The organism is uncultured Desulfovibrio sp., from assembly GCF_944324525.1.
Lineage (GTDB): Bacteria > Desulfobacterota > Desulfovibrionia > Desulfovibrionales > Desulfovibrionaceae > Desulfovibrio.
In genome coordinates this window covers 1-21763 of sequence record NZ_CALUWS010000045.1, presented here as the reverse complement: position 1 = coordinate 21763, position 21763 = coordinate 1, and the positions used below count along the sequence as shown (strand labels likewise).

Here is a 21763-nt window from a genome sequence, read left to right as displayed (position 1 = left end):
GCGGAACGCCCTTCGCTAGCGCGAAGCGGCGTTCCGCTCTGTTTTTGGAAGTTTTTGGGAAGTTTTTTTGTGGGGGGAAGGGACCCTTTGTGAACAAAGGGTCCCTTCCCCCCACGCCCCCCATCCCTCTAAAAACTTTACTTGTTCAGGTGTCAGCCGTCGCGACATGCAACGCGTCGCCAGACTGCAAGCCAGCCGGAATCTGAAAAGAACGGCAGATCAGGGTATTCTGTAGGGCCATTTTTTTCATGCTGCCGGGGGACGTGACAACGTAGGGCTGTCTTGTCGGGTCACGGTAGCGTAGAGTGACCAGGGCAAACGTTTTGGGAAAGGAGAGGGGGAGCGCGAGGGGGAGAGGGAGAACCGTTTTCCAAAACGGTTTCCCTCTCCCCCTCGCAAAAAAACTCCCGTATTCCGCTGTCGTTGGAAGTTTTTTGTGGGAGGAAGGAATCCTTTGTGAACAAAGGGTCCCTTCCCCCCACACCCCCCATCCCCCTAAAAACTTTACTTGTTTAAGTTTCAGCCGTCGCGACATGCAACGCGTCGCCAGACTGCACGCTAGCCGGAATCTGAAAAGAACGGCAGATCAGGGTATTCTGTAGGGCCATTTTTTTCATGCTGCCGGGGGACGTGACAACGTAGGGCTGTCTTGTCGGGTCACGGTAGCGTAGAGTGACCAGGGCAAACGTTTTGGGAAAGGAGAGGGGGAGCGCGAGGGGGAGAGGGAGAACCGTTTTCCAAAACGGTTTCCCTCTCCCCCTCGCAAAAAACACCGTCTCAACAAAAAAAAGGAGGGCCGGGCCATGACATCACGGGGGGCGGCGCTTGTCTCCATGCATCTGGCGACGTTGCTTTTCGGTGTTTCCGGCGTGTTTGGAAGGCTGACCGCGTGCAGTGCGGAGATGATCGTGTTTGGGCGTACGGTCTTTGCGCTGGGGCTGCTCTGGCTGTTGCTGCTTTGCCGGGGCGTGCGGCCGTGGCGGGGCGTGGACCGGCGTCAGGCCGCCGGGCTGGCTGTTTCGGCTGTGCTGCTGGCGCTGCACTGGTTCACGTTCTTTCTGGGCATCAAGATTGGCGGCGTGGCGGTAGGGACGCTGGGCTTTGCCTGCTTTCCGGCTTTTGTGGCCGTGTTCGAGCATCTGTTTTTCCATGAGCGCATCACGCGGACGGAAAAATGGCTGATGCTGGCCGTGACGTGCGGCCTTGTGCTGGTGGCGCCCAGCTATGATTTCGGCGACAGCGGTACGGAGGGGCTGCTGTGGGGGATAGTTTCCGGCGCGATCTATGCGCTCAATGCGGTCAGCAATCGCCGTAACGTGGGTTCCATGAGCGGAGAACAAGCCTGCTGGTGGCAATATGCCGTCATAGCGCCGCTGACCCTGCCGCTGGTGACGGGGGAGCTGCCGACCGTGAGCGGTATGGACTGGCTGTGGCTGGCCTGCCTCGGCCTGCTGTGCAGCGGGCTTGCGTATACCTTGTTCGTCAACAGCTTGCGGGCCATCCCGGCCCGGCTGGCGGCCATCGTCATCGCGCTTGAGCCGCTGTACGCCATCCTGGTGAGCTGGGTGCTGCTGGATGAAGCGCCGGGCCTGCGGACGCTGGCGGGCGGCGTACTCATCCTGGGAGCGGTCGTTACCGCCGGCCTGCGGCGGCAACCGGCCTGACGGGCCGTCCTCGTGCAGTGCGGCGGCCGTATGGGCCATACTTGCGGGCCTTGCCGCCATTTTGTATGTTGGAGGGACGCATTTTGCCTCTGTTCAGTCCGGGTCCAGAACACAGCAACCTGCCCGCCATGTGCCTGCTTCCGCAGCGTGGCGGTGGCGGGAAAGCTGGTTTTTGTGGCTTGCCGTACACTTCGGCCGATGTTTTTCTGCCGCCCTGCGGAGCGGGATACGGCCGGCCTGGCGAACGCCAAGTCCTGATATACTGATCCAGACAGCCAACCTTTGACAGCGAGTCGCCATGATCCTTGAAATAGTTTCGTACCCTGATCCCCGTCTCAAGCTGAAATGTGAGCCGGTACAGGAAATAACGCCGGAGATCCGCCAGCTTGCCGCCGATATGCTGGAAACCATGTATGCCGCGCCCGGGGTGGGGCTGGCCGCGCCGCAGGTGGGGCGCAATATCCGCATGCTCGTCATGGATGACGGCGCGCAGGAGGAAGAACGCCGCCCGCGCGTACTCATCAATCCCCGTCTAACGCTGGAAGGGGAAAAGGTGATCAGCAAGCAGGAAGGGTGCCTTTCCGTTCCTTTCAATTATCGGGCCGATGTGCCGCGCTATGAGCGTGTGCGCCTGCAGGCGCAGGATCTGGACGGGAACGAGATCGACGAGGAACTGACGGACTTTGCGGCCATCATCGTGCAGCACGAATGCGATCATCTTGACGGTCTGCTGTTCATCGACCATATCAGCCGCCTGCGGCGCAGCATGTACGATTCCAAGGTAAAGAAATGCCTCAAGCGAAAAGCTGCCGAATAGTCTTCATGGGCACGCCGGAACTGGCGGCCGTGGTGCTGCGGCGTCTGGCCGACTGGCCCGGCGGCGAAGTGCTTGCCGTGTATACGCAGCCGGACAGACCGGCCGGGCGTGGCCAGAAGCTGCGGCCCAGTCCGGTCAAGGAAGCCGCGCTGGAGCTGGGCCTGCCCGTGCGGCAGCCGGAGAACTTCCGGGATGCCGAAAGCGTGGCCGAACTGGCCGCTCTCGCGCCGGATGTGCTGGCCGTGGCGGCTTATGGCTTGATCTTGCCGCAGGCCGTGCTGGATATCCCCCGGCTTGCGCCGCTCAATGTGCATACCTCGCTCTTGCCGCGCTACCGGGGGGCAGCGCCCATCCAGCGCGCCATCATGGAGAACTGGCAGCCCGGAGCGGAGAGCGGCGTTTCTATCATGCGCATGGAAAAGGGGTTGGATACGGGCCCCGTGTATACGCAACGGCGCATTGCGCTTGCGGAACAGACGGCGGGCAGCCTGCATGATGCCCTTGCCGCGCTGGGGGCGGAGGCGCTGCTCGAGGTAATCGGCGAGCTGTGCGACGGAACGGCGGTGGCCGTGCCGCAGGATGAGGGGCTGGCGAGCTATGCGGCCAAGGTCTTCAAGGAGGACGGCTATGTGGACTGGAGCCTTCCGTTGGCGGCCGTGCATGCGCAAATCCGCGGGGTGACGCCCTTTCCCGGTGCGCGGACGCTCCTGCAGGCCGGCGAGCTGACCGAGCCGCTGCTCCTGCAGATCTGGCCGGGAGAGCCGGAAGCCTTTGCCGGGGGAGAGCGGCCTGTCTGTGGGAGCCTGCGCCGGGACAAGGCGGGGCTTTCCGTGGCCTGCGCCGACGGCTGGTATCGCCTGGGCCGTGTGCGGCCTCCAGCAAAAAAAGAAATGGACGCGCTGGCGCTCTGTAACGGTTTGTTACAAAAAATGCCGCTGGGGATCAGCGGCACGGCGTCCCGTCCTGAGGCATGATGTTTTGACGTCCGAACCGCGCACGATTCGGGCGTCTTTTTTTATTTTTTTGACCTGTGATTCAGGAAAAGGCTCTTTTTGCCTGAGAAGGGCGCTCAGCGCCAAATTTGGCCATAAGGCGATAATTGAGAGAAATTCCTGAAAAAATACCGCTAAAATGCCGTACCGGCAAGCCGCGTGTTGTGCGCCTGCCGGCAGGAATTGCGGCATCTCTTTTCACCACGAGGGCGACATGTCCTTTTTGACCAAATCCCCCCATTCCCTGCCGGCGGATGAATACGGCGGAGCGCACAAGCGGATCTTCATCGGCATGATGCTGGCGTCCTGTCTTTTGCTCTGCCTGTGCATCGTCTTTCTCTTCATCCTGCCCTGGCTCGATCTGGGCCATATCGTCAGCTGGCTTCCGGCCTTCAATCGAGGGCTGGGCGTGCTGCTCATCGTCGGCGTCTGCTGGCTCTGCCTGACGCTGGTGATCCATATCCATACCGGGCGCTGCTTTCCGGGCATTCGTCCTGTCCGGCAAATGGTGATCCGTCTGGTCTTCCCGCTCATGGAAGTGCTGTCCCGGCTGATCGGCGTGGACAAAGCGCTGCTGCGCCGTTCCTTCATCAAGGTCAATAACGAGCTTGTGTTGGCCGACAGGAAGCACGTCCGGCCCGAAGAGCTCCTGCTCCTGCTGCCGCACTGCGTGCAGCGCAGCGCCTGTCCGCACCGCCTCAGTTACAAGGTGGACCTCTGCCGCCGCTGCGGCCTGTGTCCGGTGGGCGGGCTGCTGGATCTGCGCGACGCCTACGGCGTCCATCTGGCCATCGCCACGGGCGGCACCATCGCCCGGCGCATCGTGGTACAGCGCAAACCGCGCTGCATCATTGCCGTAGCCTGTGAGCGGGACCTCACCTCCGGCATACAGGACAGTTATCCGCTGCCGGTGTTCGGCATCCTCAATGAACGTCCCAATGGCCCCTGTCTGGATACGCTGGTACCGCTGGACAGGCTGGAAGAGGCCATCCGCCTTTTCCTGGATATCCCGGCTGAGCGCCCGCACGTCATCCTCAAGGAATTGCGTGTGCGGACTGCCCGCGACTGACATCGATCTGCCCTGCGAAAGGGCAGGGAGCGGCGGCCTGTGGGCTGGGGCTTCGATGTCGCCGCTTCGTTACGCCTTTTTTAATGGCAAACCGCTCTATAAGGAGCATCTATCATGACACGTCAGGCTGGCGTCGGACAGGCGTCGAGCATGTTTGGAGAAAAAGCAAGATTGCGCCGTCTGGGAGGGAGTCCGCTGGCTTTGGCCGTGCGGGCTCTTTGCCTGCTGGACGCCCACCATGCGGCGGGATGCACGGTACAGGCAGCCCTGCAGGAAGTTGCCGGGGCAGGGACGGGCGGAGACGCGCCTCGGCCCGCCAAGGGGAACAAGGGGCAGGCGCATGCCGACGCCGCCTGGGCCGGGCGAGACAGGGCGCTGGCCACGGAGCTGACTTATGGCGCGCTTCGCTATGAGCGCCGTCTCGGCTGGATCCTGAGCAAGTGCGTCGCCGCGCCGCAAAAGCTGCCCCTTCCTCTGCGGCGGATCCTGCAGGCAGGCGTCTATGCGTTACTTTTTCTGGAGCGCGTCCCGGCGCATGCGGTGCTGCACACCGCTGTCGGTCTGGCATCGGCGTTGTACGGCTCCCGTCTGGGGGGGCTGGTCAACGCCACCTTGCGCAGCGTGCAGCGTCTTGGCGATGCGCCGCACGAGCGTTCCTTTTATGTGGGAAAGGAACCTGTTCCCTTCTTTGCCGATGCCCAAACTGAAAACACAAGGCGAGAAAAGGAGCCCGAAGAGATCGCCGTGTCGGCCCGTTTTTATGGTTTGCCGCCGGCCCTTGCCGTATGTCTGGCCGACGAGGCGGAAGGCAGCGCGGAAAGGGTGGAGGCGCTTTTCCAGCGTTCAGCGCAACGGCCGTGGCACGGCTGGCGCATCAATGCTTCGTCGGCACAGGGAGAAGAAGTGCGGGCGGCCGTGCTGGGCGAGCCGCTGCGAGACCTTGCGCCGCAGGGGAGCCGTCCCGAGGAAGGGAGCGAGGACACCGTCCGCCGTGTGGGCAAGTGGGGGATCGCGTTTGCGCCGGGCAGCCAGCCGGAGCAGTTGCATGGCCGTTCCCTGCGGGAATGGGAGAGTGAGGGCGTGCTTTCCGCACAGGCTGCCGGTTCACAGGCCGTACTGGAAAAGCTCGGCCTGCAGGACTGGGTAAGGGCGCAATGGCCTGTCTGGGATGCCTGCGCGGGGCAGGGCGGCAAAGGACTGGCCTTGCGGGAGCAGGGGGGACGGCTCGTGCTCTGTACGGACACCTCCCGCGCACGGTTGGAACGTATAGCTCAGGAGTGCCGCCGTCTGGGGCTGGCCTGTCCGGGACTGGCTCTCGCGGACGCCCGTTTTCCTCTGATCCGACCCGGGAGCTGGTCAGGCGGCATCATTGCCGACGTGCCGTGCAGCGGGCTCGGCGTGTTGGCCCGACGTCCGGATATCCGGCGGCGGTCCTTTGCGGAGATGTGCCGTCTTGTGGAGGTGCAGCGGGATATTGCGGCGGCGCTGGCGGCCTGTCTTGCCGTGGGCGGCGAGCTGGCCTACATGACGTGCACCCTGCGCCGTGAAGAGAATGAAGAGCAGGTGGAGCGGCTGCTGCGTCTGCCGGGGCTACGGCTGGAATGCCGTCGCGTCTGGAAGACGCCGTGGGATCATCCGTGGCTGGAAGGCATGTTCGGGGCACGGTTGCGCCGCGTGGAATGATATACGCCTATATGTCGTCGATGCCGCATCGCTGATGCAAGGGGCCCTCCGAAGCATTTGCTTCGGGGGCCCCCTCTTTGCTGTGCATCCCGCAAAAGCCTGTCGCCAGGGGACGGAAAAGCGCTTGGCGCAGCCATAGCCAAACGACGCCCTGTGCGCTCGTGGCCCCGTCAGCTAGCGTATTTTGCCTTTGAAAAGGAAAGGGGAGGCGGGGGGCTCGTGTCCCTGTCCTCCTCCGATAAAAGCGCTGGGGAAGAGATGGGGGGCTTCCGGCAATGGAAGTACGCGCTGGACGTGCTGGCCGACCGAAACGCCTGGATGGACACGTCCTCCTGCATGCAGGAGATCGACGACGACACCCTGCGCGCCATCCTGCGGCGGCACCCGCGCGAAAGGCTGGTCTTCGGCACGGATTACCCCATCATGGACCCGCAGGACGAGATCGACGCCTTCCAGCGCCGCACCCGCTTCACGGACAGCGAGCTTGACGAGCTGCTCATGAACGGATCGGCCATGCTTTTTGGCTGAGCCCGGCCCCTGCGCTTTCGTCCACGGGCGGTTGCGCGGGAGGGGCCCGGCCCCGTGCACGGCAAGGCCCCGTTTCCTGCCGGGAACGGGGCCTTGTTCTGCGCGCCTTGCGGAGAAGGGGGGATCAGTCCTGCGGCGCTGCGAGGCGGGCGCCGATGCAGCCCACGAGGATCAGCAGCATGAAGCCAGCCTGGGGCAGGGAGATGCGGTCTTGAAAGAAGAGCATGCCGCCCACGGCCACGCCGATGGAGCCGAGGCCGGTCCACAGCGCGTAGGACAGGCCGGCGGGCAGGAAGCGCATGGCGTAAGCCAGCAGGCCCATGTTGAGGAAGCTCAGGACAATGGGGATGAGGGCGGCAACAAGGGGACGGGAGGTCGTGGGAGCCCATTTAAGGCTCAGGCCCCAGATAATTTCCGTGACGACTGCGGTGCACAAGGCAAGCCAGGGCATGGGGATACTCCTTGCGGCTTACGTGGTGAGCGCGGGCATGCGGAAGCCTGAAGATCATGCCCGCGTTCCTCAGCAAGGAGGGCGCATGCCGGCTTTCTACCATCCGGGACATCCCGTGTCAAGTCCTAGACTCAGGACTCATTATTTCCAACGACGTCAAAAAAGGATCAGTATGGATATGGAGGTTGCTATGTCCACTCTTTTTTACCTTTCTTCCGCTCAGATGGATGTCATTCCCCCTTTCTTTCCTCGTTCAAGAGGCATTCCCAGAAGGGACGATCAAAAAATTATCAGTGGAATTATCCATGTTCTCAAGTTCGGTCTCCGATGGAAGGATGCTCCAAAAGAATACGGCCCCTATAAAACTCTTTATAACCGTTTTGTCAGATGAAGTAACATGGGCGTCTTCGAAAAGATTTTTACGGCTCTTTCCGAAAGTACCCAGGATACATCCCTTCTCATGATTGATGCTACCTGTCTGAAAGCTCACAGAACTGCCGCAAGTTTGAGAAAAAAAGGGCTTCCTCTCGCTGTATCGGACGCACAAAAGGAGGATTGAACACCAAATTACATGTAGTCTGCGACTTCGACGGACGTTCAATTCGGACATTGCTGACAGCCGGAACCATCAGTGATTATGGCGGTGCGGCATGTCTCTTGCCAACTCTGCCTTCAACCCGAATACTTCTTGCTGACAGGGGCTATGATGCCGGATGGATTCGCAGTTTTTTGAAAAATCGAGGTTGCACTCCCTGCATTCCTTCTCGGAAAAATACAAGAGTCATGAGTATTACAACAAGAAACAATATCTCCAGCATCACAAGATAGAACACATGTTTTCCCGGTGAATGACTGGCGTCACATAGCCATGCGCTATGATCGCTGTGCTCATACATTCCTTTCAGCAATTCACCTTGCGGCTATCGTTATTTTTTACCTTTAATGAGTCCTGAGCCTACAAGATGGCCGCCATTCTGGACAAGTTCCCGAAGCTCCGGGTTTGCGCCGCGCATCTGGGGGGCTTGAGGGGAAGGATGACAAGAACACCTTTTCTCGCTCCGCTGCGAAAAGGCTGGGTTCGCCCGCGCTGGAGCGACCGAAAGGCGGCCGCAGGCCGTGCCCGTTGGGCGACGCAGGAGCCTTACGGGCATCGACAGCAGAGCGCGACCGAAAGGCGGCCGGAGGCCGTGCCCGTTGGGCGACGAAGGAGCCTTACGGGCATCGACAGCAGAGCGCGACCGAAAGGCGGCCGTAGGCCGTGCCCGTTAGGCGAGGAAGGAGCCTTACGGGCATCGACAGCAGCGCGAGGGATTTCCCTTCTCCTCAAGCTGGCAACGAATAGTGTTAAAAGGACCTAAAAGGAGTGGCGAGAGGCGGCAGCAGCGTGCCGCTCAGCTGAAGCGAGCGGGGGGAGGCGCAGACAAGGGCCTTTGATAGCGGATCGACCATGCGGCGGAGCGTATTATAAAAGCCTCTGACCGTGCGACAGGCCGAACGTCGCAGAGGTGGTATGCCTGCCCTGCGCATGAAAAAACCGCCTGCTGCGGCAGCGCGCAACAGGCGGGCAGAGATGCGGGGGAGGGTGCGGCAAAGGCCGTATGCTGCAGGTGTTTCGTTTCTGACGGCATCCATAAGGCGGCGTGAGCAGATGCGGAAACATAAGGCGGCAAACAGCGCTTCGGCTCAGTGTGTCGCGGGAGGCTCCTGACTGGCAGGTTCGGATAGCGAGGCCGCTTCCGCCGCCTCAGTCAGGGGGGTGGCCACAGTCTCAGGCGCGTTGTCGGACATCACTCTGGACATATCGGCGGCCTCAGTCTCTGCTGTGGTGTTGTCGGGCGTCTCGGCGGAAAGTTCCGTGTCATCCCACGGGCAGCTCATGCGTTGCAGGATCTGGCGCAGCTCTTCCGGGCTGGAGTAGGTGAGGGTAAGGCGTCCGCTTTCCCGGTTGCCGCTGAAGCGGGCCTTGCAGGGGAGTTCCTTGCTCAGGTAGTCCTGCAGCGAGGCCAGCAGGGGATCCTTTTTGCGCTTGCCTGCTGCCGCTTCCGCAGACGGCATTTTGCCGGCCGGAGCGGCGGCCTCCTGTTCCTTCCAGGGGAAGACGCGATGTTCCCGCCAGTGAGCGGCGGCGTCTTCCGTCTGGCGCACGGTGAGGTTGGATGCAAGGATGCGTTCCCGCAGCTCTTCCGCTGCGGCGGGATCGTCCGCCTCCATTGTCAGCAGGCAGCGGGCATGACCGGCACTCATGCGGCCCTGTTCCACATCATCCTGTGCCGCAGGGCTCAGACGCAGCAAGCGCAGGGCGTTGGCAATGGCCGGTCGGCTCTTGCCCAGCCGGCTGGCCAGCGCATCCTGCGTGAGGTCCAGCGTTTCCTGGAGTTTGGCCAGCGCCCGGGCCTCTTCCACAGGGTTGAGGTCTTCCCGCTGGAGGTTTTCGATAAGGGCAGCCACCATGACGTCCCGATCATCCATGACGCGGATGACCACGGGGACCTTGCCCAGACCGGCCAGCTTGGCGGCGCGCCAGCGGCGTTCACCGGCGACGAGCTGGTAGCCATTGCCTACCGGCCGAACCAGCAGCGGCTGGAGGATGCCTTGCCGCCGGATGGATTCGGCCAGTTCCTGCAGGCTTTCATCGTTGAAGTTCTTGCGGGGCTGCTCCGCATTGGGGGTGATGTCGGCAAGGGGGAGGGTGCGCGGGGCTTCTTCGGTTCCGCCATTGCCGGGCCGTCCTACCGGGGCATCGGAAAAAAGCGCACCCAGGCCTTTGCCAAGTCCTTTATTCAGGCTCATATCTGTCCTCTGTTATCCGGCGCTGCAGGGATTATTGCGGGTTTTTCTTGCTGGGATTGCGCAAGACGACTTCCTTGGCAAGCCCAAGGTACGCTTCAGCACCCTTGGATTTGACATCATAATGTATGATGGATTTCCCGTGGCTGGGCGCTTCGGAAAGGCGCACATTGCGGGGGATGACCGTCTCAAAAAGGTGTTCGGGAAAGCAGCGGTGCACTTCGTCCTTGACATCCCGCGTCAGACGATTGCGCGCATCATACATGGTCAGCACGACACCAAGGAGTTGCAGATCGGGATTGAGCCGCTTTTTTACCTGCTCATAGGTTTGCAGGAGCTTCACGATGCCTTCGAGCGCAAAAAATTCGCACTGCAAGGGCACAAGCAACTCTCTGGCGGCGCAAAGCGCATTGAGCGTCAGCAGACCCAGCGAGGGGGGGCAGTCAATGATCACATAGTCGTAGTCGTCAGAGACCGTCTTGATGCAGTCATCCAGATAATATTCTCTGGCCATACGGTCGACCAGTTCCAGTTCCACCGCAACCAGGTTCGTGCTGGCGGGAAGGATATCCAGAAAGGGCGTGCGGGTCTTGGTGATGCTGAGGTACGTCTCGTCCGGGGTATAAAAAGTAGAGTAGAGGTCGCGCTCCAGAGTTTCCTGCTCAATGCCGCAGCCGCTGGTGGAGTTTGCTTGAGGGTCGCAGTCCACCAGCAGGACTTTTTTTTCCATAATGGCCAGAGCGGCCGCAAGGTTAATGGCTGTTGTCGTTTTGCCGACGCCACCTTTTTGGTTGGCAATCGCAATTATTCTGCTCATCGCATTTCCTCCGGGGTCTCGTGTTTCACATGAAACAGGCTTAGTGGAGAGAAGGAATAGTTTCATGTGAAACGCGCTTTCCAAAATAGGCAAAGAAAAAGGAAAGCGCAAGAACATGTAGAAGAAATTACACTAAAATCTTTTCATCTGTACGAGCATTGACAATCCCGCCAAGGTCGGGAAAAAGTACTGAAAAAAAGGAAGGTGACATGCTCTCGTATAAAAAGATGCTCTGTGCCTGCGCGGCTGTCGTCATGCTGGGGACCGTATCGCCCGCCCGCGCCGCCACGCCCGTAACGGATGAGAACCTGCGGGAAATGCTGCAAAACATTTTGCGGGAAAATCCCGAACTCGTGCTGGATGTGTTGCGGGACAATAGTGAAACGGTTCTGGATATCGCGCAGCAAGGGTCAAATCTGCGCCGCAAGAATGCCTTGCGTGAACAGTGGAAAAACGACTTGAAAAAGCCCAAGTCCGTCGCTACGGAGGATCGTCCGCTCCTGGGGTCCGCCAAAGCCCCTGTGCGTATCGTGGCCTTTTCCGATTTTACCTGCCATTTTTGCCAGCAGGCTTCCCGCACGCTGGAAAAGCTGATGGATGAATACGGAAGCAAGGTCTGCCTGGTGTTTAAGAGCCTGCCGCAGGATGCCGACGGCCCCAGCGCGCTGGCGGTGACCTATTTCGTGGCCCTGGCCCAGCAGGATCAGGCCAAGGCCTGGAAGTTCCACAATGCGCTTTTTGCCAACCGGGACAAGGTCATCAGCGAAGGCGAAGAATTCCTGCGCCGCACCGCCAAGGATCTTGGCGCGGACATGCGCCGTCTGGATAAGGACCGCAACAGCCGGAAGGTCAAGGACATCATCAAGGGTGATCTTGAAGATGCCGAAAAGCTGGCCGTGGAAGGGACCCCGTACTTCCTCGTGAACAATCTGGTGGTTCGCGGGGCCTTGCCTCAGGACTTGTTCAAGTCCGCTATTGAAATGGCGCTTTCCGCCGACAAATAGGCGTAGCGTCTCCGTGTATGACAGGCCTCTGTTTCCTTTTCAGGAGCAGAGGCCTTTTTTTGTCTTTTGCATTCAAGGCTGTGTCTCTGGGGAGCGGAGCGTGTCGGCTGGCGGGAACTGGTATCGAGAGAGTGGAGCTTGCCGGGATGCTCTTTCCTCGGCAGCCTTTTACGGACAAGTACGGGCGGGCGTATCCGTATCGTCCAGACAAAAGACGCGTTTTTGGGAGCAGCCAAACGCAAGCCCGCAGCGAGGAGAGGGCGGTGCGCGTTGTCAGGGCGAAGCATATCTTATCCGCCGGAAACGGAATGAACATCTATCGTGGGTGTACTCATGGCTGCATCTACTGCGACTCGCGCAGCGCGTGCTACGGGATCGGACATGACTTCGAGGACATTGAGGTCAAGGGCAATGCCATCGAGCTGCTGGAAAGCGCCCTGAGGAGGAAACGCACAAAGTGCATGCTGGGCACCGGCTCCATGACGGACCCGTATATCCCCCTTGAGAGCAGGACGGGATATGTCCGCAAGGCCTTGGCCCTGGCTGTGCGCTACGGTTTCGGCTTTACCTTGATGACCAAGTCGGACCGGGTATTGCGGGATCTGGATCTTTTGCAGGCCATCAATCGGAAAACAAAATGTGTCGTGCAAATGACGCTCACGACCTGCGATGAGGATCTGTGCAGAAAAATCGAGCCGAACGTCAGCACGACGAAAGAACGCGTCGAAGCCCTCAAACGACTGCATGCGGCGGGCGTCCCGACGGTCGTCTGGCTTTGTCCTATTCTTCCCTTCATCAATGATACGGAAGAAAATGTCAGAGGCATTTTGTCGTATTGCCGTGAGGCCAAGGTCTATGGCGTTATTTGCTTTGGTATGGGCTTGACGCTGCGTGAGGGGAGCAGAGGGTATTTTTACGATCAGCTCGACAGGTTGTTTCCCCGGCTGAAAGAGCGCCATGCGCGCACCTACGGCATGCGTTATCAACTAACCAGCCCTCGAAACGTCGAGCCTATGGCATGCTTCCACAGCTTTTGCGAGGAAAATGGCATCCTGCACGATAACGAAAAAATCTTTTCCTACCTGAACACGTTTGAGGAAAAGAATAGTCCCGTGCAGCTCAGTTTGTTCGACTCTTTGCAAGCGAACGGCTACCCGGCGGGGAGGGGAAAAGCGTCTGGGGAAACGTTCCCTCTTGGCGCTACAGATCAGGAAAAGGATACGCGGTAAGCTCTTGCCGCAGGTTCTGTCTTTCGCATGGAAAGGAGAGGTTTTCTCAAGCTTGCTGGTCAGCCCGCATGAGAAAGACAGGGGCTTTCCGACCCTGGTGAGCGGATGCGTGCAGCTCTGCTTTCAGGGCGTTTTTCTCTGTCAAAACGTAAAGTGAGGCGGTGGAGCGTAGCGATGCCCCATATTTCACCTTTTTCAGAGGTGAAACGCTCTAGCAGCCATCACACGGCGCATGAGAGGGAGCGCATCGCCACATCGTGGTTCCCGACGTTGCGGCGGACGGAGCAGGGCGCGACGAAACACCGCGGCAGCCGGCGCTGCCGCTGATCCAAGCGGTGGGGGCCCATGCCCTTCAGGCGGCAGCGGATGCGCTCAGGCGGAAGGCTGCCGCTGGATGAGCTTGCCTACCCACTTCCGTATCTGTTCCAGGTCGGCCTGATGGTTTTTTTCGCAGGCTTCCAGCAGGGTACGCAGGGTCTGAACCTCTTTGTGGAGTTCAGGCGTTGCGGCCTGCTCCGCACCGGTGCTCCCGGCGGGAAGGGGCATGCGCTCCACCAGCACGCGCAGGATCTGCAACATGCCTTCCAGAGCCGCGGTCTGCCGTTCCAGCAGCTGCAGCACGGCAGGGGAATCCGGCAGAGGCATCGCCTCCTGTGGCGTCACCGTGGCGACGGGGCTCGCGGTCATGACCTGCAGATCGTTTTTTTCGTGCGCCGGCGGCAGAGAAACGCTCAGGGGGCGTATCTTCACATTGCGGGGGAACTGCACGGCCAGAAGCTCTTCCACGCTGGCGGCCGTGCGGGATTTTTGCATCTCTTCCAGCACAAGGGCGATGACCTCCAGCGTTTCCGGGCGGTAGCGGCGTCGCCGGCCTTCCCCCACGCTGGGGATATGTTCGGCAAAGCGTTTGCAGTAGTACCGCGCCGTTGATTCGGGCAGGTCAAAATGTCGGGCTATATCGGCAATGCTGAGCAGGGAATTTTCCTGCTGAGTGGACATGCTCATGGGGTCTCCTGTCGGCAAGGGCAAGGAATTGTCCTGCCTGTTGCATACGAGGGAAACAGATGGTGTACGCCGGCGCCGCGTCTCCGCCCGGAGCGCAGCCCGCCGGAGACACGGCCTTGATGCCGTTCCTTTCTCGCTCCTGATGCCCGCGGCTGGCTGCCGCAACGCTTGCGGCACGCCGGGCTTGGGCAACGCTGCCGCTAGCGGGCCACGCGCCGAACGGACACAAGCTTTTTGCGCCAGTAGTCGATCTTGATGCTTTCTTCCCTGACGCGCTCGCCACGGCGCGGACTATGGATGAACTTGTCGCCGCCGGCGTAGATGCCGGTATGCAGGCCTCGGGGGCTGTTGCCGGTGCGAAAGACGACGATATCTCCGGGCCGGGCCTGACTGCGTGCCACGGCACGCCCGGTGCGGGCCTGATCCACCGTGATGCGCGGCATTTCCAGGCCGTTTTGCCGGTAGGCCCAGTAAATGAGTCCGGAACAGTCAAAGCCCTTGGCAGGGGATGCGCCGCCGGAGCGGTACTTCTTGCCCACCTGGGAATAGGCTGTTTTGAGCACCCGCTGTGCCTGTGCGGGGCTTATATCGTCTCTCGGCGAGCTGGACGCCCCGAAAAAGCCGCAACCTGAAAGCAGGAATGCCGAGTAAAGGCTCAGGACAGTCAGGGAGGATGTTCGCCACCATCTGTACATAGGACACCTGCGATACATATGAGGCCATTGCGGCGCAACGGCCGTTTGTTTAGAGCAATTCCCCATTGAAAATGTGGACTGCTCTGGTAGTCGCGAGAGCGACTACCAGCAACCGAACACACGGAAAAAACAGGCTTTTTCCGTAGTGTGAGGGCAGCGTCAGCATGGAAATCGGACACAATTTCAATGCGAATCCGCTTGAGAGCATTTTCAGTTTGAAACGCCACGCGTTTCACACCATACGGCTTAGCGTTTTGCGGAAAAAACATGGTTCTCCGCTCACGTTGGGCCGGGCGGGGCTGTGCCGCCGCCTCGCGTTTTATCTTTTCAAAGATAACGTGCTCTAGTGCCCGCCTGCTCCGGCGAGCACTTTCAGTCTACCTGATAAAAATGAATTTTCAAGAAAAAAATCAATAGGTTATGTCTAGAAAAAGACTTGAGTTTGTCCATAGAGACTTCAGAGAATGGGGCGGGAACACATCCGGCATGTCCGGCAAAGCCTGCTCCGGCTCAGGTGGAGCGTTTTGTCCTGGAAAAAGGAAAAACGCGCGGGGCACAGCTCCGCCCCGCCCAAACTAAGCGGAAAAACAGCATTTTTTCGCGAAACGCCGGGCCGCATGCTGTGAAATGCAAAGCTTTTCAAACGGAAAAGGTTTATGCGGCACGCCTGGTCCCAGCCGTGACGGTACGGGCGACTGAACGGGCAAAGAAGGAGAAAGGAGAGCTGCGGGAAGCGGGGAGAGACGAAAAAACAACGGAAGGGATCAGTCCCTTCCGCTGTTTTGTACGGGGTGAAGGTCGGGCAGGCGGGGAGTAAAGGCGCGTCAGTCCGCCTGATGCATGGCCCGGCGGACGGCGGCCACCTTGCCGGCGATGTCCTCGGCGCCGACCAGCTCGGAAACGAGGGCGCAGCATTTGGCCCCGTGGGCCGCCACCTCGGCGATATTATGTTCCTTGATGCCGCCGATGGCCACAAAGGGCGTGCTGATGTTGGCCGCCACCCAGTCCAGATAGGCGTAGCCCACCGGTGCGGTCACGTCCTCCTTGGTCTGTGTGGCGAAGATGGGCCCGACGCCCAGATAGTCCGCCCCGAGACGCACGGCTTCCTTCGCCTGTTCCGGGCAGTGGGTGGAAAGGCCGATGCACATCTTGCCGCCCACCAGCGCCCGGACATCCGGCAGGGGGATGTCTTCCTGGCCGATGTGCACGCCGTCGGCTTCGGCCAGCATGGCAAGATCGATGTGGTCGTCCACGATGAAGCAGGCTCCCGCTTCACGCGTGAGACGGCGCATGAGGCGGCACTGTTCCAGCATCTCACCGCCTTTCAACTTTTTTTCCCGATACTGGATGATGCGCACGCCGGCCCCCAGCAGGGCGGAAACGACGGTTTCCAGCGGACGCCCCAGCGAGAGGCGGGAGTCAGTCAGAGCATAAATGTCGGTTTCATTGGGCAGGATGACGGGCATGGAGCCTCCTTAGGATTTGAAGGAAAGCCAGAAACGGCGCAGGCAGCTTTTCAGCAGCCGCCAGGGACGAAAAGACGTATGGAGCAGGTGCGCGGGAACGCGAAAATCTTTGACCGCGCATTCGGCGGGATGAAGGAGGGGATAGCGCGGCCGGCAGCCGTTGGCAAGGCAATGGGCATGCCCCCGGCGCACCAGCGCCGCCGCCAGCGGCACATCCTCCACGGTACAGCCCAGGATGGCGCAAAAAGCTTCGTCCAGCGCCACGCAGGACGAGGAGACCGCCAGCAGGCCCAGCGGGTAGGGCGATCCGTTGGAAGGCCCGGTCACATGCATGGCCGTCACGCCGTCCAGCAGTCCGGCCGAAGGCGGCAGAGCGGCCTGCAGGGCGGCCAGGCAGCCGGCAAAGAAATCGGGTTCCTGTCCCTGACGGGTGTGGATGACGGCCTTGCGCAAGCCGCTGACGCAGCCGAAGAGGTTTTTGGCGCTCAGGGTCAGGCGCATCTGGGAGTGCGCCTTGACGCGGGCGGCCGAAAGAATGAGATCGCTTTCCAGCGCAAGGCGGCTGACCGGGAAGCTGACGCCGGTATCCAGCTCCAGACGCTGCGGAGCGGCGAGCGCTTCCACTGTGATGCCCAGCGGGGCAAGGGCTTCCGTCAGTCCGGTTTTGCGCGCCACGGCGGATGCCGTGCCGAAGCCGGGCGAGTCCGCCACGCGAACGCGCGCGCCCTGATCCAGCAGCCAGCGGCAGGCCGAAGCCACGACGGCCGGGCTGGTGCAGGCCAGCGGCCGGGCCGTCACCAGATTGGGTTTGAGCAGGATATGCTTGCCGCAAAGCCCCCGCAGCGGCGCTTCCCCTGCGCAGGCATCCAGCAGGCCGGGCAGCACCTGCGGCACATGGGCGGCGTCCGGGCAGCGGGCAAGGGCCACAGTGGGGCAACGGCCATCCTCAGAAGGCTGAGGTTCCGGTACGGGAGAGGGAAGGGGGGCGGACGCTCGGACTTGCATGGAAGCACTATGCCGCCCGCTGTGGGGCTTGTAAAGCCTTGTTCGGCCAATCTTTCACAGGAGGCGGGGCCTACTTTTCAAGGGCAGGGTCTTGGGGTAGTCTCCTCCTGCTTACGAAACTGGAGCCCGCTTGCCGGGCATGTTTTTTTCTTAGCCGAGCGGAGGGAACGATGCCCCGTTATCTGCGTTTGTGCCTGACCGTGTTTGCGGTCAGCGCCTTGTTCCTGTGTTTTCAGCCTGCCGCGGCAGGCTGGGCGGCGGATGCTCCGCCTGCCGAAACAAAGGCTGATGACGCCCCCTCGAAGGACGGCGCAGCCGATGCGGAAAAAAAGAAGGAGCCGGAAAAGCCCGCGCCGGATCCCTGGGGAGACATCTGGGAAGGGCAGCGCGACTATCTTGTTCGCGTCATCAGTGAAGTTCGTCAGATGGATTCCCAGTTTTCCGGACACATCACCAGTCTTTCGGTCAGCGAGGAAAATGAGGCCCGCCGTCTGCTGGTGCTGGCCAATACCTTCAAGAAATGGCCCAATGCCCTGGAAGCCGTGGACCGCCGTCTGGGCCTGACCTACCGCCGTGTCCAGACGCTGCTGGAGCAGCCGCTGCAGCAGCGGCTGCAGGTGCAGACCCTGCTGGAGCGCATGCGGACCCTTTCCGCCTCCCTGCCGGACGATACCCAGAACGCTGGCCCGGAGATCAAGGGCTACGCCCGGGATATCCGGCAGGCGCGCAGCCGCCTGGAAAATCTGCTCAAGCGCTATGATACGGCCCTTGCCCCGGCGCAGAATCTGCTGCGCGACCTCGAAGCCGCCCAAAAGGATATCAGCGCCCTGTTGCCGGGCCTGTGGAAAAACTACTATTTGAGCGGTGCCGTCTCCTACCTCAATCCCGAGACCTGGGAGAGGGTCCTGCAGCAGCTCCAGCTTTTCACGCAGGGCCTCAGGCTGCGTCTGCCCGTGGAGCTGCCCACCACCAGCGAACAGTGGAAAAGCGTTGCCCTGCGCCTTTTCCTGAGTCTTGCCTTCAGTCTGCTCATTGCCCTGCTGCTGCGCCGCCGTTGCCGGAGCTGCCGCACGGACATGACCATGAAACACCTCATCCATATCAGCATTCCCTGGCTCCTGCTGGGCATGAGCGTACTGTCCGCTTCTCTGTCCGCGACGGATGACACGTTCCGGCTCTTCCTGGCCGTGGGGAACCTCAATATCATCGTGGCGTTGGTCTTTCTGGCCTGGGACCTGCGCCGGCTGCGCCATACCGAGGTCCCGGCGGAGCCGTCGCCGTTCTGGCGGCTGATCCCGCTGACCTTTGCGGCCTATATTCTGCTCTATGTGCCGTTGCCGCAGGCGGTGGCCGTGGTGACCTGGATAGCGTCCATCATCGTGTACATGATCGTGCAGCGCAAGCGCCGCTTCGATACGGATTTCGGGCCCATGCAGCTCGAATCTTCCGTCTGCACGGGACTGCCCGTGGTCTTGTGGCTCGTGCTCGTGCTGGCCCTGCTGGGGCTGCATATCTACAGCATGGCGCTTTACCTGCTCTATGCCTCGGTCTCTCTGGCCATTCAGCTGGGCATGGGCAGCATGTCCCTCATCAATAAGGTCAATGTGCAGCTCAACAAGGAAGGGGGGACTGCCGCCCTGACCAGCGTGCTGCTGGCCCTGGCCGCTCCGCTCATGCTGGTGCTGGCGGTCTGCAGCATCGGCCTTTGGGTCATCACGTTGCCGGGCGGCTTCTATCTTCTGCAGGACTATGTGCTGCAGGGGGTGGATGTGGGCAGCACGCGCTTCAACGTGCTGCAGGTGCTGCTGATCTTCAGCATGTTCTTCATCACCCGTACGGCCGTGCGCATGGCTTGCCGCTTCCTCGGCCGACTGCCCGAAAAGGGCATGACCATCGACGCCACGCTCATACAGCCGCTCCAGACCGGCGTCACCTATGCGCTCTGGGCGTTCTTCGGATTGTTCATGCTCCGGGCGCTGGGCATGGAGCTCAGCAATCTGGCTATGGTCGCCGGCGGTCTTTCCGTCGGTATCGGTTTCGGCATGCAGACCATCATCAACAACTTTCTCTCCGGCCTCATCCTCATCTTCAGCCGGACCATGCAGGAAGGGGACGTGGTGGAAGTGGGCAACACCACGGGGCGCGTCCGCAAGATCAGCGTCCGCGCCACCATCGTCGAGACCTACGATAACGCCATCATCTATGTCCCCAATGCGGAATTCGTCTCCAGCCGCCTCATCAACTGGACACGCAACAGCCGCTCCGTGCGTCTGCAGGTGGATGTGGGCGTGGCCTACGGCACGAGCACCGAGCTGGTCATGCGTATCATGCATGATATCGCCAAGGGGCATCCCAGCATCCTCAAGTATCCGGAACCGGTGGTGCTCTTCACGGCCTTTGGCGACAGCACGCTGAACTTCGCCCTGCGCTTCTGGGTGCAGGACTATGATGTGGGCGTGTCCACGGCGTCCGATATCCGGCTGAGCATGGAACGCGAATTCCGCGCCCATAATATCGAAGTGGCCTTCCCGCAGCTGGACGTGCATGTGAAGCAGATGCCGCCGCGGGCCCTGACGCCGCGCGATCTGCCTGCCCGGCGGAATCCCCGGACGCCTGCTCCGCGCCGTCCCCGTCCCAAGATGAACCGGCGGGGCGTCGCCGGCGTTCAGCAGAAGGAAGTCTGATCCTGTCACCCTATCTGACGCGGACGCCTCGCACAGGCCCGCCCTGCGGGCGTCCGCACAGATCCGTCAGCAAGCGCGGCAAAGCCGCAAGGAGGTACCATGATCCGTCGCAAACAGGATGCCGTCACACTGGAACGCAGCATGTGGGGAGGCCCCGGTCTGGGCCAGGCCCTGCAGATCCTCAATGAAGGGGAGTTCGCCGGCAAGGGACGGCTGTTCAATCATGTGCGGCTGGCTCCCGGCTGTGCCGTGGGCAAGCATGCGCATCACGGGGAATTCGAGGTCTACTACATCCTCAAGGGCGAGGGCACCTATGACGACAACGGGACGGAATGCCGTGTTGCCGCCGGGGACGTGACCGTCTGCCCTGATGGTGAGACGCATGGGATACTGAATACGGGCAGTGAAGATCTGGAGTTCATCGCTCTGATTCTGCTCGTGTAGGACGAACGTCCGCCGTGTGCGAGACGTTTCAGACGACAGGCCGTCCGGAGATGTTCGGACGGCCTGTCTTGCGTCCTGCGGCAGGCTCCCGGGACGGCGTGCGTCCGCGCACTTGGCCCGTGCTCCGCTTTGCGCTAGTCTGCCGGGATGCAACATCGTCGCCTGCCCCCTGCCGCCCGTCCGGCCCGTTCTGGTCCTGAGCCCGCCAGTGCTTCTGTGCGGGGCCGTTCCGCCTCTGCCGCCCCTGTCTGCGGGAAGGGCGGAGAAACAAACGCCCGTCAGCCCTCTCTCCAGCCGGAATGGCGCAAGCAACGGCGGGAACGGCGCGCCGCCGCCCAGGCCGACGAACGGCGCAAACTGGCGCAGCGCTGGCCCCTGCTGCCACGCGAGGCCCTGCCGCGTGAGGATTTCAGCGTGCAGCTGGCCCCGTACGGCTATATGGAGCCCCTGTTGGAAGAGCTGGGGGAACGCGTCATCACGGTGCGCGGCCGCCTTGTGCTCGCGACGGGCGAGGAACCGGCCGCGTGGGCGCAAAACGTCTGGACAGCGCCGCGCTGGCTGGAAGCCGCTTCCATCGGGCAGGCGGTGCGAGCGCTGACGGCCCTGCAACGCAACTGGCGCGGACATGCCCTGCCCGAAAGCGGCCATCAGCGCCGTCAGGCCCTCATGGAAGCGGCCTTGCCGCATGTGGGCTCCCGTCCTCTTCGTTTCGGAGAGGCGGCCCCCACGGCCCCGCTGGGAGCCTTCACCCTCTGGGAACATGATCTGCTGCTGGCTTCGCCGTCCACGACTTCCCCCTTTGCCGATGGAGAAGCCCATTTCGAGGAAAACAGGACGGAACCGCCGGGGCGGGCCTATCTGAAACTCTGGGAGGCCTTCACCCTCGACGGACGGCGGCCGCAGCCCGGGGAGCTCTGTGTGGATCTGGGCGCATCGCCGGGCGGCTGGACATGGGTGCTGGCCGGGCTGGGGGCGCGGGTCTTCAGTCTGGACAAGGCCGAACTGGCCCCGCAGGTGGGGTGTCTGCCCAACGTGAATCATTGTCTCGGCAGCGGGTTCGGGCTGGATCCTCGCCATGTGGGCCGCGTGGACTGGCTCTTTTCGGACATGATCTGTTATCCGGAGCGCCTGCTCCAGGTCGTCCGGCAGTGGATCGAGGCGCGCGCCTGCGCCCATGTGGTCTGCACGCTCAAGTTCCAGGCGGAGACGGATCATGCGGTGAGCCGGGCCTTTGCCGCCATCCCCGGCGGCAGGTTGCTGCATCTTTCCTGCAACAAGCACGAGCTCACCTTCATCTGGCATGAGGCGGACACCGTTTAGAGCCTGTTAACACTGCTCGCGGTTTGTTTTTGGGGGGAAGGGGAACCCCTCCGCCGGCGCGGGAGGGGTTCCCCTTCCCCCCAAGCCCCCCATCCCTTCCCCA

General features: G+C 61.5%; 18 protein-coding genes and 1 pseudogene. 12 read left to right on the top strand and 7 right to left on the bottom strand.

Annotated elements, in window-relative coordinates; translation table 11 throughout:
• Window positions 1–803: 803 nt before the first annotated feature.
• The 6 genes from Q0K12_RS10210 (at window position 804) to Q0K12_RS10185 (ending at window position 6753) form a co-directional block, all read left to right on the top strand.
• Window positions 804–1664: a DMT family transporter gene (locus Q0K12_RS10210; protein ID WP_297262602.1), complete on the top strand. Its 861-nt coding sequence runs from the start codon at window positions 804–806 to the stop codon at window positions 1662–1664.
• A 298-nt stretch (window positions 1665–1962) separates the two neighbouring features.
• On the top strand, window positions 1963–2481 hold the full coding sequence (gene def, locus Q0K12_RS10205) for a peptide deformylase (protein WP_297262600.1): 519 nt from the start codon (window positions 1963–1965) through the stop codon (window positions 2479–2481).
• The gene (fmt, locus tag Q0K12_RS10200) at window positions 2454–3455 is read left to right on the top strand and encodes a methionyl-tRNA formyltransferase (protein ID WP_297262598.1); all 1002 of its coding nucleotides are present in this window, start codon (window positions 2454–2456) and stop codon (window positions 3453–3455) included. Before def ends, fmt begins: the two co-directional genes overlap by 28 nt.
• Window positions 3456–3687: 232 nt before the next feature.
• Entirely contained in the window at window positions 3688–4542 is an 855-nt protein-coding gene (locus Q0K12_RS10195; protein WP_297262596.1) for a DUF116 domain-containing protein, read from the top strand.
• A 114-nt stretch (window positions 4543–4656) separates the two neighbouring features.
• The gene (locus tag Q0K12_RS10190; protein WP_297262594.1) at window positions 4657–6225 is read left to right on the top strand and encodes a transcription antitermination factor NusB; all 1569 of its coding nucleotides are present in this window, start codon (window positions 4657–4659) and stop codon (window positions 6223–6225) included.
• 219 nt (window positions 6226–6444) lie between these two features.
• Window positions 6445–6753, top strand: a complete 309-nt coding sequence (locus Q0K12_RS10185; RefSeq protein WP_297262593.1) for an amidohydrolase family protein — start codon at window positions 6445–6447, stop codon at window positions 6751–6753.
• Window positions 6754–6877: 124 nt separating this feature from the next.
• Here Q0K12_RS10185 and Q0K12_RS10180 read toward each other — a convergent pair whose 3' ends face one another.
• The gene (locus Q0K12_RS10180; RefSeq protein ID WP_297262590.1) at window positions 6878–7204 is read right to left on the bottom strand and encodes an SMR family transporter; all 327 of its coding nucleotides are present in this window, start codon (window positions 7202–7204) and stop codon (window positions 6878–6880) included.
• 190 nt (window positions 7205–7394) lie between these two features.
• Here Q0K12_RS10180 and Q0K12_RS10175 point away from each other — a divergent pair.
• Window positions 7395–8147 (top strand): annotated as a pseudogene (locus Q0K12_RS10175) (IS5 family transposase).
• Between the two features lie 740 nt (window positions 8148–8887).
• Here Q0K12_RS10175 and Q0K12_RS10170 read toward each other — a convergent pair.
• Both Q0K12_RS10170 and Q0K12_RS10165 read right to left on the bottom strand, forming a co-directional pair.
• Window positions 8888–9994, bottom strand: a complete 1107-nt coding sequence (locus Q0K12_RS10170; protein ID WP_297262587.1) for a ParB/RepB/Spo0J family partition protein — start codon at window positions 9992–9994, stop codon at window positions 8888–8890.
• 31 nt (window positions 9995–10025) lie between these two features.
• Window positions 10026–10808 (bottom strand): ParA family protein, encoded by a 783-nt coding sequence (locus Q0K12_RS10165; protein ID WP_297262585.1) that lies wholly within the window; start codon window positions 10806–10808, stop codon window positions 10026–10028.
• 209 nt (window positions 10809–11017) lie between these two features.
• Between Q0K12_RS10165 and Q0K12_RS10160 the strand changes: the two genes are divergently transcribed.
• Together Q0K12_RS10160 and Q0K12_RS10155 are read left to right on the top strand one after the other, a co-directional pair.
• Complete coding sequence (locus Q0K12_RS10160) at window positions 11018–11812, top strand: thioredoxin domain-containing protein (RefSeq protein WP_297262584.1); 795 nt, start codon at window positions 11018–11020, stop codon at window positions 11810–11812.
• 308 nt (window positions 11813–12120) lie between these two features.
• Entirely contained in the window at window positions 12121–13041 is a 921-nt protein-coding gene (locus Q0K12_RS10155; RefSeq protein ID WP_297262582.1) for a radical SAM protein, read from the top strand.
• Window positions 13042–13413: 372 nt separating this feature from the next.
• On the opposite strand, the gene Q0K12_RS10150 is transcribed toward Q0K12_RS10155, so the two are convergent.
• From Q0K12_RS10150 to Q0K12_RS10135, 4 genes are all read right to left on the bottom strand, one after another.
• Entirely contained in the window at window positions 13414–14046 is a 633-nt protein-coding gene (locus Q0K12_RS10150; RefSeq protein WP_297262580.1) for a MerR family transcriptional regulator, read from the bottom strand.
• 200 nt (window positions 14047–14246) lie between these two features.
• Window positions 14247–14609 carry a C40 family peptidase gene (locus Q0K12_RS10145; protein ID WP_297262579.1) on the bottom strand — a complete coding sequence of 121 codons (363 nt, stop codon included), beginning with the start codon at window positions 14607–14609 and terminating at the stop codon, window positions 14247–14249.
• Window positions 14610–15565: 956 nt separating this feature from the next.
• The gene (gene thiE, locus Q0K12_RS10140) at window positions 15566–16207 is read right to left on the bottom strand and encodes a thiamine phosphate synthase (RefSeq protein ID WP_297262577.1); all 642 of its coding nucleotides are present in this window, start codon (window positions 16205–16207) and stop codon (window positions 15566–15568) included.
• A gap of 9 nt (window positions 16208–16216) precedes the next feature.
• Window positions 16217–17134, bottom strand: a complete 918-nt coding sequence (locus Q0K12_RS10135) for a DUF362 domain-containing protein (RefSeq protein WP_297262575.1) — start codon at window positions 17132–17134, stop codon at window positions 16217–16219.
• 248 nt (window positions 17135–17382) lie between these two features.
• Here Q0K12_RS10135 and Q0K12_RS10130 point away from each other — a divergent pair, with 248 nt between their 5' ends.
• From Q0K12_RS10130 to Q0K12_RS10120, 3 genes are all read left to right on the top strand, one after another.
• Window positions 17383–19896: a mechanosensitive ion channel domain-containing protein gene (locus Q0K12_RS10130; RefSeq protein ID WP_297262573.1), complete on the top strand. Its 2514-nt coding sequence runs from the start codon at window positions 17383–17385 to the stop codon at window positions 19894–19896.
• Between the two features lie 99 nt (window positions 19897–19995).
• The gene (locus Q0K12_RS10125; protein ID WP_297262571.1) at window positions 19996–20340 is read left to right on the top strand and encodes a cupin domain-containing protein; all 345 of its coding nucleotides are present in this window, start codon (window positions 19996–19998) and stop codon (window positions 20338–20340) included.
• Between the two features lie 438 nt (window positions 20341–20778).
• Window positions 20779–21660 (top strand): SAM-dependent methyltransferase, encoded by an 882-nt coding sequence (locus Q0K12_RS10120; RefSeq protein ID WP_297262604.1) that lies wholly within the window; start codon window positions 20779–20781, stop codon window positions 21658–21660.
• The last annotated feature ends 103 nt before the right edge of the window (window positions 21661–21763 follow it).

Bases quoted from the DNA above. Each gene is read 5' to 3' on its own strand.
- Q0K12_RS10195 (WP_297262596.1), top strand. From the start codon at position 3,688: ATGTCCTTTTTGACCAAATCCCCCCATTCCCTGCCGGCGGATGAATAC.
- Q0K12_RS10150 (WP_297262580.1), bottom strand. From the start codon at position 14,046: ATGAGCATGTCCACTCAGCAGGAAAATTCCCTGCTCAGCATTGCCGAT.
- Q0K12_RS10190 (WP_297262594.1), top strand. From the start codon at position 4,657: ATGACACGTCAGGCTGGCGTCGGACAGGCGTCGAGCATGTTTGGAGAA.
- Q0K12_RS10130 (WP_297262573.1), top strand. From the start codon at position 17,383: ATGCCCCGTTATCTGCGTTTGTGCCTGACCGTGTTTGCGGTCAGCGCC.
- fmt (WP_297262598.1), top strand. From the start codon at position 2,454: ATGCCTCAAGCGAAAAGCTGCCGAATAGTCTTCATGGGCACGCCGGAA.
- def (WP_297262600.1), top strand. From the start codon at position 1,963: ATGATCCTTGAAATAGTTTCGTACCCTGATCCCCGTCTCAAGCTGAAA.
- Q0K12_RS10155 (WP_297262582.1), top strand. From the start codon at position 12,121: ATGAACATCTATCGTGGGTGTACTCATGGCTGCATCTACTGCGACTCG.
- Q0K12_RS10125 (WP_297262571.1), top strand. From the start codon at position 19,996: ATGATCCGTCGCAAACAGGATGCCGTCACACTGGAACGCAGCATGTGG.
- Q0K12_RS10160 (WP_297262584.1), top strand. From the start codon at position 11,018: ATGCTCTCGTATAAAAAGATGCTCTGTGCCTGCGCGGCTGTCGTCATG.
- thiE (WP_297262577.1), bottom strand. From the start codon at position 16,207: ATGCCCGTCATCCTGCCCAATGAAACCGACATTTATGCTCTGACTGAC.
- Q0K12_RS10120 (WP_297262604.1), top strand. From the start codon at position 20,779: ATGGAGCCCCTGTTGGAAGAGCTGGGGGAACGCGTCATCACGGTGCGC.
- Q0K12_RS10170 (WP_297262587.1), bottom strand. From the start codon at position 9,994: ATGAGCCTGAATAAAGGACTTGGCAAAGGCCTGGGTGCGCTTTTTTCC.
- Q0K12_RS10180 (WP_297262590.1), bottom strand. From the start codon at position 7,204: ATGCCCTGGCTTGCCTTGTGCACCGCAGTCGTCACGGAAATTATCTGG.
- Q0K12_RS10210 (WP_297262602.1), top strand. From the start codon at position 804: ATGACATCACGGGGGGCGGCGCTTGTCTCCATGCATCTGGCGACGTTG.
- Q0K12_RS10165 (WP_297262585.1), bottom strand. From the start codon at position 10,808: ATGAGCAGAATAATTGCGATTGCCAACCAAAAAGGTGGCGTCGGCAAA.